This window comes from Mycobacterium sp. TH-M106 (assembly GCF_057473765.1).
The window spans coordinates 1-11,981 of record NZ_JBYCLE010000426.1 but is presented as its reverse complement, the minus strand read 5'-3'; the positions used below and the strand labels follow the sequence as shown (position 1 = coordinate 11,981).

The 11,981-nt window shown below is 65.5% G+C and carries 14 protein-coding genes and 1 pseudogene; 13 read left to right on the top strand and 2 right to left on the bottom strand.

The window, feature by feature from the left end:
- Positions 1–368: 368 nt before the first annotated feature.
- The 8 genes from AC2VOP_RS15035 to AC2VOP_RS15000 all read left to right on the top strand — a co-directional run bounded on the left by AC2VOP_RS15035 (position 369) and on the right by AC2VOP_RS15000 (position 7,125).
- On the top strand, positions 369–827 hold the full coding sequence (locus AC2VOP_RS15035; RefSeq protein WP_486961721.1) for a helix-turn-helix domain-containing protein: 459 nt from the start codon (positions 369–371) through the stop codon (positions 825–827).
- A gap of 44 nt (positions 828–871) precedes the next feature.
- Positions 872–1,459, top strand: a complete 588-nt coding sequence (locus AC2VOP_RS15030; RefSeq protein WP_486961720.1) for a PIN domain-containing protein — start codon at positions 872–874, stop codon at positions 1,457–1,459.
- Between the two features lie 133 nt (positions 1,460–1,592).
- Complete coding sequence (locus AC2VOP_RS15025) at positions 1,593–2,342, top strand: DUF433 domain-containing protein (RefSeq protein ID WP_486961719.1); 750 nt, start codon at positions 1,593–1,595, stop codon at positions 2,340–2,342.
- 12 nt (positions 2,343–2,354) lie between these two features.
- The gene (locus AC2VOP_RS15020) at positions 2,355–2,624 is read left to right on the top strand and encodes a PIN-like domain-containing protein (RefSeq protein ID WP_486961718.1); all 270 of its coding nucleotides are present in this window, start codon (positions 2,355–2,357) and stop codon (positions 2,622–2,624) included.
- Positions 2,625–2,692: 68 nt separating this feature from the next.
- Complete coding sequence (locus tag AC2VOP_RS15015) at positions 2,693–5,794, top strand: DEAD/DEAH box helicase (protein ID WP_486961717.1); 3,102 nt, start codon at positions 2,693–2,695, stop codon at positions 5,792–5,794.
- A gap of 199 nt (positions 5,795–5,993) precedes the next feature.
- Positions 5,994–6,422: a hypothetical protein gene (locus tag AC2VOP_RS15010; RefSeq protein ID WP_486961716.1), complete on the top strand. Its 429-nt coding sequence runs from the start codon at positions 5,994–5,996 to the stop codon at positions 6,420–6,422.
- Between the two features lie 145 nt (positions 6,423–6,567).
- Positions 6,568–6,792, top strand: coding sequence for a DUF433 domain-containing protein (locus AC2VOP_RS15005; protein ID WP_486961715.1), 225 nt, complete (start codon positions 6,568–6,570; stop codon positions 6,790–6,792).
- Positions 6,793–6,795: 3 nt separating this feature from the next.
- Positions 6,796–7,125, top strand: a complete 330-nt coding sequence (locus AC2VOP_RS15000; RefSeq protein WP_486961714.1) for a DUF5615 family PIN-like protein — start codon at positions 6,796–6,798, stop codon at positions 7,123–7,125.
- Positions 7,126–7,533: 408 nt separating this feature from the next.
- On the opposite strand, the gene AC2VOP_RS14995 is transcribed toward AC2VOP_RS15000, so the two are convergent.
- Positions 7,534–8,694 carry an FIST signal transduction protein gene (locus AC2VOP_RS14995; protein WP_486961713.1) on the bottom strand — a complete coding sequence of 387 codons (1,161 nt, stop codon included), beginning with the start codon at positions 8,692–8,694 and terminating at the stop codon, positions 7,534–7,536.
- Positions 8,695–9,212: 518 nt separating this feature from the next.
- On the opposite strand from AC2VOP_RS14995, the gene AC2VOP_RS14990 reads away from it, so the two are divergent.
- Both AC2VOP_RS14990 and AC2VOP_RS14985 read left to right on the top strand, forming a co-directional pair.
- The gene (locus AC2VOP_RS14990) at positions 9,213–9,473 is read left to right on the top strand and encodes a ribbon-helix-helix domain-containing protein (protein ID WP_486961712.1); all 261 of its coding nucleotides are present in this window, start codon (positions 9,213–9,215) and stop codon (positions 9,471–9,473) included.
- On the top strand, positions 9,470–9,709 hold the full coding sequence (locus AC2VOP_RS14985; RefSeq protein ID WP_486961711.1) for a toxin: 240 nt from the start codon (positions 9,470–9,472) through the stop codon (positions 9,707–9,709). The genes AC2VOP_RS14990 and AC2VOP_RS14985 overlap by 4 nt, the downstream gene beginning before the upstream one ends.
- Positions 9,710–9,891: 182 nt before the next feature.
- Here AC2VOP_RS14985 and AC2VOP_RS14980 read toward each other — a convergent pair whose 3' ends face one another.
- Entirely contained in the window at positions 9,892–10,158 is a 267-nt protein-coding gene (locus AC2VOP_RS14980; RefSeq protein ID WP_486961710.1) for a hypothetical protein, read from the bottom strand.
- Between the two features lie 424 nt (positions 10,159–10,582).
- Between AC2VOP_RS14980 and AC2VOP_RS14975 the strand changes: the two genes are divergently transcribed.
- The 3 genes and pseudogenes from AC2VOP_RS14975 to AC2VOP_RS14965 all read left to right on the top strand — a co-directional run.
- Positions 10,583–10,996 carry a hypothetical protein gene (locus AC2VOP_RS14975; RefSeq protein WP_486961709.1) on the top strand — a complete coding sequence of 138 codons (414 nt, stop codon included), beginning with the start codon at positions 10,583–10,585 and terminating at the stop codon, positions 10,994–10,996.
- Between the two features lie 131 nt (positions 10,997–11,127).
- Complete coding sequence (locus tag AC2VOP_RS14970) at positions 11,128–11,508, top strand: hypothetical protein (RefSeq protein WP_486961708.1); 381 nt, start codon at positions 11,128–11,130, stop codon at positions 11,506–11,508.
- An 88-nt stretch (positions 11,509–11,596) separates the two neighbouring features.
- A pseudogene (locus AC2VOP_RS14965) lies at positions 11,597–11,981 on the top strand (TM0106 family RecB-like putative nuclease); the annotation flags it as partial.

The window sequence follows — 11,981 nt, the reverse complement described above, 5'->3', positions numbered from 1 at the left end:
GAGCCAGACCATACCCGGCGCATCCGACACATGGCACAGTTTGCTATGGCTTCACCCTGGCTGGGTACTTTGGTCGCTCGTCGGGCAGACCGGGCGATCCCAACTCAGGTCGGATGTCGACCGCCGCCTCGACTGCACCACTGCTGAATGTGGGACGTCGCAGCTGCGCGAAAACCCGGTCCCTCCCGCGCCCTCAATGCGCCAGGGCCGTTTGCTGCGAACGTGCGGACTGCGTAGCACCTCAATCTGCTCCCGTGCATCACCGCACCCCCAGCGACTTCTCGTCCAGGAAACCAGGACCGTTCGACTTGCACTTATAAGTGAAAGCGCCTAGTCTGGCGCTACGTGTTGCGGGAGGTGCGGAGATCATGAGCGTCGTGCAGGTGCGCGGTGACCGGACGGTTCTGACGGTCGACGAGGCCGAGATCGCCGAAGCGCACAGCGTGTGCAGCTCCCTTGCCGCGGTGACGGCCAGGGAGATCGAGTTCGACGTCGGACCGGTGGGCGGTCGGATGCTGCCGATACCATCGGCGCTCGCAGCGCTGATGCGGGACGTCATCGATGGCGTGAGCAGAGGTGCCACGGTGACCATTCACTCGTTGCCCCGGGAGCTGACCACCACCACAGCCGCGAAAATGCTGGGCATCTCCAGACCGACGCTGATGAAGCTGATCGCCGAAGGCAAGCTGCCGGCACACAAGGTTGGTTCACACACCCGCACGTTGGCCGCTGATGTGCTTGCCTTGCGGGACAAGCAGCGCCAAGAGCAGCGTCGTGCGTTCGACGAGCTGCGGAAGCTCGACGAAGAGATCGCCATAGCGCCGTAGCGCTCGCCGCACTATGTCCATGCCCCGACGTAATGTGGGCGGCTATGACATTGGGGGCGTTGACAACGATCGTCCTTCCGGATGCCAACGTTCTCTACGCGCGAACCCTGCGTGACTGGCTGGCGCTTTGCTACCTGGAAGTGGACGGGTGGTTCGAGGTCGTGTGGACCGAGGACATCATGGCCGAGGCCGTCTACCACCTCCGCAAACACCACCCGACGGCTTCTGATTCGCAGATCGGCGGTGTTCGGGACAAGCTGGTCGAGACATTCAGCATGGGCAGGGTCGCCGGCTACACCATCGGGGCCGACGTGCCCTACCCGGACATCTTCGATGCCCATGTACACGCCGCAGCGATACACGCAGGGGTCGATTTCGTGGTCACCGCCGACAAAGGACTTGCGCGACTGGAGGATCAACTCGACGAGCTTCCGTACGAGGTGCACAGTCCTGACAGCTTCTTCTGCCTGCTTGACGACTCGTCCCCGCGTGCGGTAAAGGCAGTGACGCGAAAGCAACTCGACTATTGGAGCGCAAGGAGTGGCCAGTTCAATCTGTGCACTCACCTTGAGCGGGCCGGAGCGCCACAGTTTGCCGAGCGTGTTCGCCGATATCTGCAGGGAGTTTGCTGACCGGAGCCGCACGGCGATACCCGCTAGCTGGTGGCCCTACCCGAACTTTCCGCACCGCCGCACCTTGGGATCCCGATATAGCTGGTAGCCACCACGAAGCAAACGTGTCGGCGCTATCAGGTAAGCATGTGTCATGCTGTCGTCCATGCCGGTCACCTCGATGCTTGATCGCGAGGTCTACCTCTATGCCGAGGTCGACCAGCTCGTCGGGCTCAACGGCGGCACTGCACGCCGGTGGATCAACGGCTATCGCCGGGCGGGCCGGTCCTACGACCCGATCTTGCGGGTGCGGAGGCGGGAGACAGAGTGGGTGACCTGGGGCGAGTTCGTCGAGACCCGCATCCTGGCCGAGTACCGCGAACAGGACGTGCCGACACCCCGGCTTCGGGCAGCAGTCGACAGTTTGCGACAAATGTACGGGGTGCGGTATCCACTCGCCAATGTACGCCCCTACCTCACGGTTCAAGATCGCGATCTGACCATCCCCGCTCAAGTCGTCGACATGGACCTGCAGGCGCTGCGCCGGCCCTATGACGCGGCCGGTGCTGATGAGCCGCGGATGGTTGTGCGGACGCGGCAAATGCTGCTAGGTCCTCCGAGCAGGTCGGTGATTGACTATGCCACCTTGGCCGAGGACGAGGAGGGTGAGAAATTCGTCGCCGAGCTGGCGCTCGACATCGAGTTTCCCGATATCGTGACCAGCCCAGGCAGGTTCAGCGGCCAGCCGACATTCGTCGGTCGGCGGGTATCGGTCGCGACCATCGCCGGAATGGCGCTCGGCGGCGATCGACCCGAGGATCTGGCTGCCGACTATGGGCTGAGTTTGGCCCACGTGCAGGCAGCTATCGCCTACGCGAAGAAGCACAACTTGACGGCGGCGTAAGCCAGGCCCGCGGTGACGACGCTCGACGACGTTCGGTTCGTCATCGACGAAAATCTTCTCCGTCTGGCCAAGGGTGTTGCGCGCATTCGCCGCGACACCGCTGCGTTCAGTGTGCCGCCGGTCGAGGAGCTGCTGCCGTCGGGGATTCTCGACACCGAATGGATTCCTGTGGTCGGCGAACGCGGCTGTGCGGTGATCACCAGGGACAGGCGACTACGAACCCGACCCGTTGAGGCTAGCCTCGCGATCACGCACAAGCTCAAGGCGAGCCGTCGTCCGTAACGGATATGCCGTGGGAGACCGGATGTAATCGCGGTGCCCTGTCGGATCCACCCGGTACCCTCCGCCCCATGGACATCGGCGTCTACGAATCACTGCTGACCGAGCACCTCAACCATCAACTCGCGCACCGCAACGATCTACGGGCCGACTACGGCACGGTGGACGACGCCGAGCACGCGCTGACCATCACCCGACACCTCGCCCCGATCATCGAGCGATCGCTGCGTGCCGCCGGCACGGCGGAGAAGCGCGTTGAGTTGACCCAGCGAATCCTCGCAGCGCTGCCCGACACCTTCGCCGAGGGCGCCACCCTGCACCCGCTCGAGCCCGGCAAGATCACTCGACTGGAAGAGGTTGCGAAGGCAACTGCGCTGGGCCACAGCCGACTTCCCCGGCCCGTCACCCCGTTCTCCGACGCCGCGCTGATGACCAACGCTCGACACGAGCCGACCCTGGCCGCTGAGCTGCGCGCCGAACTGGGCAGCGCCGACCGCGTTGATCTGCTGTGCGCCTTCATCAAATGGGAGGGCCTGCGGCTACTGGAAAACGAACTCACCGAACTGCGCCAGCGCGACGTCCCGCTGCGCGTCATCACCACCACCTACCTGGGCGCTACCGACGCCCGTGCCCTCGATGCGCTGGTCAACGAGTTCGGCGCCCACGTCGGCGTCAGCTACGAAACCCACCAAACCCGGTTGCACGCCAAAGCGTGGCTGCTGCGGCGCAACACCGGATTTCACACCGCCTACGTCGGGTCGAGCAACCTGTCGCATGCCGCGTTGGTTGACGGGCTGGAATGGAACGTACGCCTCTCGGCGAAGTCGACGCCGCACCTGCTGGAGAAGTTTCGGGCGACATTCGACTCCTACTGGGAAAGCCGCGACTTCGAGCGCTACCGCCCAGCCGAGGACGGCGAGCGGCTGCGTGAAGCGTTGGAGACGGCGTCCGGAATCCGCAAACCCGGCGCGTCACCCGTCGCCGTCTCCTTCCTGGAGGTGCGGCCCAAGCCGTTTCAGGCCGAGATGCTCGAACAACTCGACGCCGAGCGGACCATCCACAACCGGCACCGCAACCTGATCGTCGCCGCAACCGGCACCGGCAAAACCGTCATGGCCGCCCTGGACTACCGGCGGCTGGTCCGCGAGATTCACGGCCGAGACCTCACCCTGCTGTATGTCGCGCACCGCAAAGAGATCTTGGGCCAAGCACACCGCATGTACCGCGAGGTCCTCACCGACGCGACCTTTGGCGAGCTTCTCGTCGAGGGAAACCGACCCGCCAAGTGGCGACACGTGTTCGCCAGCATCCAATCCCTCACCGCCAACCGGCTGGCCGACATCGAGCCGAACCACTTCGACGTCGTCGTGGTCGATGAGTTCCACCACGCCGAAGCCGCGTCGTACCGGCGGCTGCTCGACCACGTGCGCCCTATCGAATTGCTCGGGCTGACCGCCACCCCCGAACGCGCCGACGGCGTCGACGTCCGAGCGTTCTTCGACGGCCGGATCGCTGCCGAGCTGCGGCTGTGGGAAGCCCTCGAACAAAACCTGCTGGCGCCTTTTCATTACTTCGGCATCCACGACCAGACCGACTTGGAGGCCGTGCAGTGGAAACGCGGCGGCTATGATCTGTCGGCGCTGAGCGGCGTCTACACCGGCAACGACGCGCGCATCCGCATCGTGCTCACCCAACTGCGCGACAAGGTGGCCGACGTTGCGACCATGCGGGCGTTGGGTTTCTGCGTCAGCGTCGAGCACGCCCACTACATGGCGCAACGGTTCGTCGAGGCCGGCATCCCCGCCCGTGCCGTGTCGGCCGAGACGTCCGCCGACGATCGTCGTCAAGCATTGCGGGCCTTGCGCAACCGGGAGATCAACATCATCTTCGCCGTCGACTTGTTCAATGAGGGCCTGGATATCCCCGAGGTCGACACCGTGCTGTTTCTGCGGCCCACCGAAAGCGCCACCGTCTTTTTGCAGCAGCTGGGCCGCGGGCTGCGGCTTACCGAAGGCAAGACGGTGCTGACCGCGCTGGACTTCGTCGGCCACCAACGCCGCGAATTCCGCTTCGACCAACGTTTTCGGGCACTGACCGGCGTCGGCGGCAAGGCGCTGCAACGCCAAGTCGCCGAGGGGTTTCCGTTCCTGCCGCCGGGCAGCCAGATTGTGCTCGACGCCGTCGCACGGGAGCTGGTGTTGGACAACATCAAACAACAGATCGCGCCCCGCTGGGCGGCGCTGGTGTCGGAGGTTCGTGACCAGCCCGACGACCGCTTGGCGCACTACCTCGACGCGTCCGGGCGCGGCCTGGAAGACGTGCTCAAGACCAACCGGTCGTGGACGACGTTGTGCCGCGACGCCGGCAAGCTCGGCCCGGACCCCGGGCCGCGGGAGACCGAGCTGATCAAGCGGGTCCGCGCGCTGGCCCACGTCGACGACCGGCGCCGTTGGTCGGCGTATCGGGCGCTGCTCGACGGCACCGTCGACACCCACAGTCCCGCCGAGCGGCGGTTGGCCGCGATGCTGTTCTACTCGCTGTTTCCCAACGGCGGCGGGTTCGACAGCCCGACAGCGGGCCTCGAAGTCCTGGCCGGTGAGCAGGTCACCGACGAGATGCGCCAGGTCGTCGACATCACCTTCGACAACGCCCGCCGCAGCACCTACGACCTCGCTGTCCTGGTGCCTGAACTTGGCGACGCCCCGCTGCAGGTGCACGCCACCTACTCGCGGGAGGAGATTCTGACCGCGCTGGACTTCACCTCTCAGCAGCGCACCCCCAGCACCATGCGCGAGGGCGTCGCCTGGTGTGCGGCCGTCAACGCCGACGCGTTCCTGATCACCGTGAAGAAAACCGAAACCGACTACTCGCCGACCACGATGTATCGCGACTTCGCGTTGAGCGACCGGCTGTTTCACTGGGAGTCGCAATCGACCACCTCGGCGACCTCACCGACCGGCCAGCGCTACATCCACCACCGCGAACGCGGTTCACACATCCTGCTGTTCGTGCGTCCCGCCAAGACCAACGCGCTCGGCGCCGCGCCGTATGTGTTCCTCGGTCCGGCCGACTACGTCTCGCACGAGGGCGAGAAGCCGATGGCGATCACCTGGCGGCTGCGCAAGGCGATGCCGGCCGAGGTGTATCAGGCGTCTGCCGCGGCGGTGGCGTAGCCGGCCAAAGTCAGGCTGGCGCGGCCCCGCCTGGGCGTCGACCCTGGGCTCTACACGTCGGCATGACGGCTGTGCCGGAACGCGACGCGGCAAACCGGGCACTGCGCCTCGCTGCAGACCAGCTCGCCCATCGACATCGGGCCGGGGCCGTACCGCCTTGTGTGTAGATTGCCTGCCGAATCAGTTCAACGATGCGCTGTTGCCCGGCCGCGGTGATATCGAACTTGGCGCGCATCTCGGCGAAGCCGTTGTCGACCTGCGCGAACCGTTCGTCAACTCGCCGAAAACCGTCGACCATGTCCCGGCGTATGCCGTTTATGTCCTGGCACATATCGCCGATGTCCTGGCGCATGTCGTCAATGTCCTGGCGCATGTCGCCGATGTCCTGGCGCATGTCGACCATATCCGCGCGCAACGCGTTGAAACTCGCGATCGTCGCCCGGCGGAAACCGTGCATCTCGCTGACGTCGCGGTCGACCGCCTTTGTGAGCTCCCGGACGGCGGCCACCTCGACCTTGTTGGCTCGCACCTCGCGACTCAACTCGCCCATCTGCCCTCCACCGCGGTGACGCGCGGCTCGAGGTTCTCCGGCTGCATGCTGGCAGCGTACGCCGGCGCGGCGGTTTGAGAAGTCGGTCCATCCACAGCCACCGCGGACACTGCAACGACTGCCGTCGCGTCGGCGAAGTGGGCTTAATCGGACGGCGGTTCCAGCTCACGGTGGATGACCGCGGTGCCCGTCACACCGGATCGGCCGGCAGTATCCTTGGCTAATGGCCGCACTTGAGCGCATCACCATCGACCCGGAGGTAGTTCACGGCCGTCCGGTGATTCGTGGGACTCGCATGCGCGTCGCTGACGTGCTCTCGTTACTTGCAGCCGGCGCGTCCGAGCAGGAGATCTTGGCGGACTACCCGTATCTGACCGCCGACGATGTCAAGGCGTGCCTGCGATACGCAGCAGCGCAGGCTGACCATACGATCTTGACCTTGTCATAGCCGGTGCGGTTCCTGATCGATTCGCAGCTGCCGCCGGCACTCGCGCACATGCTTACCGATCACGGTCGCACTGCGGAGCACGTTGACGAAATCGGGTTTGGCGACGCTGCAGACCGAACCCTCTGGGATTACGCGCTCGAGCACGATGCCGCACTCGTGACAAAAGACGAGGATTTCTACGACATGCTCACGCTGAGTGATACTTCACCGGTCATCGTGTGGGTTCGCGTCGGCAACACCCGGCGCCAAGAATTGCTCAAATGGTTCCAGCCGTTGATTGATCGCATCGCCGAGCTGGCGGCTGTCGGAAATCGGCTGATCGAACTGCGCTGAACCGCACCGCGGCGGATCATCGGCGGCGCATCCAGCAGCAGGGTGGCGACGTGCCGTTGATGTTGAACCTCATCCATCGCGCCGGATGTGGCCGGACCCTACGCCCGCAGCTCCGGGAAACGACTTTCCCAGATGCGCCGGCACCGTTCGGGAAGGAGCAGCACGGACCACACGCGGCGAAGCAAGATCTCGTTAAGCATGTCCTCTTGGACGGCTGTCGTGCCGTCACGTACCAGGGCCTGGTATGCGCTTCGGAGGTCGTGGTCGTCCGAGAGATCGTAGATACGTCGCGGCCCCCAATAGGTGGCAAGCGGTAGCTCGATCGTCCCCGACGCCGTCGTCACCTCCACCGTTCGGCGTCTGCCCCAGTTTACGGTCGATCAACTCTGGATGCGTCCAACCACCGGCTCACTCTGCGCCGTCGACGAACACCGCCATCGACGCGGTGAACCCGTGCAACGCATTTCGCCCGGCGATCGGGCCGATCTCCCCGGCGGCGAAGAACCCAGCTAGCGGAATCCCGCCCAGCAGCCCCCCGATCGTCGTCGCGTCGTGATCGGCGACGCCGAACATCCGCCGCCCCCGCCCGTTGCAGGTGAACAACAACGCGCCCACCGCACGCCCGGGCAGCGTTGCCTCCGCCCGCTGCACGGCCCGGCGCAGATCCGCATCGGCGCCCTCGGCGTCGCGGACCTGAAACTGAACGGTGGTGCCGACCTCGACGACGTCGCCGATCTCCATCGCCCCACTCGCGGTGTCGGCCCCGAGCAGGCCGCGGATCAAGAAGTCGCCCTGACCCGGGGACGCCAGGTGCTCGTCGACGTCAATCCCGATCGACAGGCCGCTGGAGACCAGCTCCTGCTCGCCGGGCTGTAGCCCCGTGACGATCTCGCGCAGCCGCTGCAGCGGCGGCCGGCCGCCCAGCTCGGTGATCACCGTGCCGTCGGCGCCGGTGACGATATAGGGGTTGCCGATCGGCCGGCAGCCCTGCGACACGATCGGCACCGCGTGCACGCCGGGCAGCCGCACCCCGACCAGGCCCGAGGTGAGCACGTCGTGATCGCGGAACAGCCGGGTCTCACCGGCACCCCGCCCGCCGCTGACCACGCCGCCCACCACGGTCGTTCCCGGCAGGTCGGTGTTGAGGTGCTCGACGAGCAGGCTCGCCGGGAAGGTGTAGGGGTCGGGCAGCAGCAGATGCAGATCGCGGGCGGTCGCATCGAAGCGGTAACCGGTGAGCAGCCCACCCGAGCCGGTGCGCACGAAGTCCATCTGGAACGTCTCGGCGGTCAGCGCGGACGCCAGCCACACCGCCACCGCCGGCCCGTCCTCGATCTCGCGGCGCCCGGCGACGATCCCCTGGGCCACACACCCGATCAGCGCCGGCGGCTCGATGCTCTCCTGCACCGTCTTGAGGACGTCGGCGGCGCTGTCGGTATGCGATCGCGACGCCAGCAGCACCGCCAGCGACGGCGCTTCGCCCGCGAGCCCGTCGCGCGCCTGCGTTGCCGCCTCCGCCGCGGCCTGCCGCGCGTCGGCCGCGGTGGACACCCCGACTCCGATCCGCATGCTTCCATGATGCGCCGCTGCGCCGCCCGGAGCGCGATAACCCAAGCGCTTGCCGCGGTCTGTGCAGCCACCACCATGTCAAACCTCATCGCAAAAACTGGGCAGCAACAATGCACGTCTTTCGGAGGAGGTGCACGATGCCGCGGTTCAACGTGGGGCAGAAAGTTGAGCGCCGCACTGCAGCGCCGTCGTCGCCGTCGTCGCCGCCGGGAACGATAGGGACAAGTGCCCGGCTACGCGCGACAACGGGGCTTGTCGCTGCAAGGCGGGCAACTGTCCCTATCCCCCGGTGCGGTGGCGGATGAGGCCAGTGGTGTTCGCCAGACAGTCCGCCACGGCGCCCTCGATCTCGCGGCTGACGACGATCGTCTGGGCGACTCGGCCGGTCGTCAACGCCGGCGCGTTCCTCGGAGTTCGCTTACGTTGCCTACGGCCATAATTGTCCGGGCCGGCTGGAGTTCTGCTCAGGCGCTTGCTGCGTGTGGTCCGCAGCGGAATTTCGTATTACTCTAATCGGTATGGCTGAGGAGACGATCAAGGGAGTGCCCGTCACCGACGGGATGATCCAAGACTGGGCGGACGAGGCCGAGGCCGGCTACGACGTGGAGAAGCTGCGTAAGCGCGGCCGGCCGACCGTGGGAGATGGCCCCGGTGTGATGGTGCCGGTGCGGATGGACGAGGCGTTGCTGGAGGCTTTGAATGCCCGCGCCGAGCAAGAGCAGGTTTCGCGGTCCGAAGCGATCCGCGCAGCGGTGCGCGCCTGGATCGAAGTTGCGTGAGAGCGCATAAATCCGCGCTCAAACACGGCATCAGAAAAGAAGACAGCATCTACGCGGCGGAGCACCATGTGTATATCGCCGACCTGGACGACGACAACCCCGCCCGCGAGTTCCGGCTGGGTTTCGATCCGAGCGGTCGGCTTCTGGAGCTGGTTGTCCTGCGCTTCGACAACGGCAACGAGCTGCTCATCCACGCGATGAAGGCCCGCCCGCAGTATCTCGATCTCTTGCCCTGACCTCCGCGCCCAGCGGCTGGCTGTCTGATTCGCGTTGATTCGGCAGCTGCCTATCCGGAGGTGTGCCCCATGCGGTTTCGGCTGAGATGGTCGGCGTCGCACCTGTCCAAGGCCGAGTACCTGGCTTCCGTCCCGGCAACCGCGCCTCCACCGTATGTGCCCCAGCCGACGAGCCGACACTGTTATGCAGACGTCTTGATCGGGATCTCGGCGAGTTCAGCGCGGATGCTTTGAGCGAATTTGTGCCACGTGCTTGGCGCCTCGGCGAGTTCCTCGACCTGCCGCCGCAGACCGGTGGGCAGCGGAACGCGCCGCTGCGCGAACACCGCCAACGCCGCGGGAATCGCAAGCTCAGACTCTCCGAACCGCTGGTATCGGTTGACGACTTCACTAGATCGCGGCATGGCTTCACACAACGCCGCCGCCAGCTCGTCAACATCGATCGCCATAGTCAAATCCTAACTGCCCAGATCTCTGATAGTCAGTGGCACGGCATGTCGTCGACCCTGGTTATCCAGGTAGGCAACGCCCCTGCCGCTGATCGGATGCGCCGTCTGCACTTCCCAACCGGTCCGGAACTGTCTCAACGCGACGAGGAAGATGACGTCGTCGTAGAGCGCCCGGACGGGAGACAAGTGTTCGCAGTGCTACCGGCGCAGCCGACCGGCACTGTCGTCCGGTGCGCCGGCCTGCCCGCCGCCGTCGTCGCCGCCGGGAACGATAGAGACAAGTGCCCGGCTACGCGGGACAACGGAGGCTGCGTCGCCCAGACTTCGGCGTCCTGGTCGCCGGCCTTCAGCGGCGCACTCAAGCCAGCGGAGAGGTCACCGGCGTTGCGTTAGTGATAGCGTTAGAGCACTCATTAGGAGGTACATGATGGGCAGTGCTTCGGTGCATCCTTCGTCTGCTGTCGCGGATGCCTGGGAGGCGGCGTACAAAGAGTCCGTCGTAATGCGGCCATGGGAACAGGCGCGCCACCTGATCGAGTCGGTGGGGGTGCGCTACACGACTGCCGCTCTGGGGTTGAAAGATGCTCGCACTGTCCGCAACTGGGTCGAGCACCGGGCCGAGCCCCGTGAACATGACGTCGTCAGCCGACTCGCAGTGTTGTTTCGAGCAGTTAGGGCCATCGAATCCATCTACAGTCCGACCGTAGCTACTGCCTTTCTTAGATCAGCCAACCCTCAACTCGACGACGAAGCACCATTGGTTGTGCTCGCTACTCAACCCGTCAGCAAAGCCGAACAGGCTGTGCTCGCAGCGACGCGAGCTTTCCTCGAAGGGTGATCCGCCTGCTTTCGGTGCCGTTGCCTCGTTCCGGCGCGGTTCGTGTGCACCCTGCACCCGAGGCACTTCCGCGGCTGCGGCCTGAGGGCCCTGGACGCAACCGGTTTGATGATCCGCAGGGAAGGTTCTCGATGCGCTACGCGGCCGAGAACCTTCGCGGCTGCTTGGTCGAGACAATGGCGCGGTTCCGGCCCAATCCAGGCGCTGACGTCCTTCTTGCCGCGGTGCAGTTCGTCGACGCAGCTGCCGACACCGCGGTGCCAACCGTTCAAGCTGTTGAAGAGTGGCTGGCTAAACAACGTGTCGGCCGGGTGACTCTCGTGACGCCGCAGCCGCTTCTGGTCGATATCGAAGCAGCGGACCTCATGGTCGATCTGGACACCCACCCGCTGGTACGCGAGGCCATCCAGAACTCCCCACTGTGCGAAGGTGCTGCCCCGGTTCATCTCGATGCCGGACTTATTCGGCTGGGTGGGGAGGTAGGGCGGCCTATCACGCAGGCTGAAAGGTAGGACGGCGTTCGCCCACGCGCTGTCGGCGTCGACGATTACCCTGGCGCATCAGCAGCCTTCCGGCTGACTGCGCAAGGGAGAGAATGCCGTGACAGATTGTCTGCTTACGCCGTCGAGGATCACGGCGTGGCTGGACTGCGCGCACTTCCTCACCCTGCGCAACCAGGTGGAGGCGGGGCTGCTGACCGAGCCCGCTGCGACGTTCGGGTCGTTCGCCAGGTTGCTGCGCCAGAAAGGCGAGCAGCACGAAGCCCAGTGCCTGACCGAGTACACCCAAGCGGGCAAATCAATCCTGACGGTCCCGGCCCGAGCAGACGGCGAGACGTTCACGAACTGGGTTGCCCGCGTGGGCAACCCGTTCACCGGAGACTGGGATGTGGTTTATCAGATGCCTTTCGTGCACGACGGCATGCGCGGCATCGCCGACTTCGTTGAGCGTGTCGAAGACAACGAGCACGCAACGGTGTCCTACG

Excerpts from the sequence above, each read along its gene's own strand:
- AC2VOP_RS15035 (WP_486961721.1), top strand. The coding sequence starts at position 369 with ATGAGCGTCGTGCAGGTGCGCGGTGACCGGACGGTTCTGACGGTCGAC.
- AC2VOP_RS15030 (WP_486961720.1), top strand. The coding sequence starts at position 872 with ATGACATTGGGGGCGTTGACAACGATCGTCCTTCCGGATGCCAACGTT.
- AC2VOP_RS15025 (WP_486961719.1), top strand. The coding sequence starts at position 1,593 with ATGCTGTCGTCCATGCCGGTCACCTCGATGCTTGATCGCGAGGTCTAC.
- AC2VOP_RS15015 (WP_486961717.1), top strand. The coding sequence starts at position 2,693 with ATGGACATCGGCGTCTACGAATCACTGCTGACCGAGCACCTCAACCAT.
- AC2VOP_RS15005 (WP_486961715.1), top strand. The coding sequence starts at position 6,568 with ATGGCCGCACTTGAGCGCATCACCATCGACCCGGAGGTAGTTCACGGC.
- AC2VOP_RS14995 (WP_486961713.1), bottom strand. The coding sequence starts at position 8,694 with ATGCGGATCGGAGTCGGGGTGTCCACCGCGGCCGACGCGCGGCAGGCC.
- AC2VOP_RS14990 (WP_486961712.1), top strand. The coding sequence starts at position 9,213 with ATGGCTGAGGAGACGATCAAGGGAGTGCCCGTCACCGACGGGATGATC.
- AC2VOP_RS14980 (WP_486961710.1), bottom strand. The coding sequence starts at position 10,158 with ATGGCGATCGATGTTGACGAGCTGGCGGCGGCGTTGTGTGAAGCCATG.
- AC2VOP_RS14975 (WP_486961709.1), top strand. The coding sequence starts at position 10,583 with ATGATGGGCAGTGCTTCGGTGCATCCTTCGTCTGCTGTCGCGGATGCC.
- AC2VOP_RS14970 (WP_486961708.1), top strand. The coding sequence starts at position 11,128 with ATGCGCTACGCGGCCGAGAACCTTCGCGGCTGCTTGGTCGAGACAATG.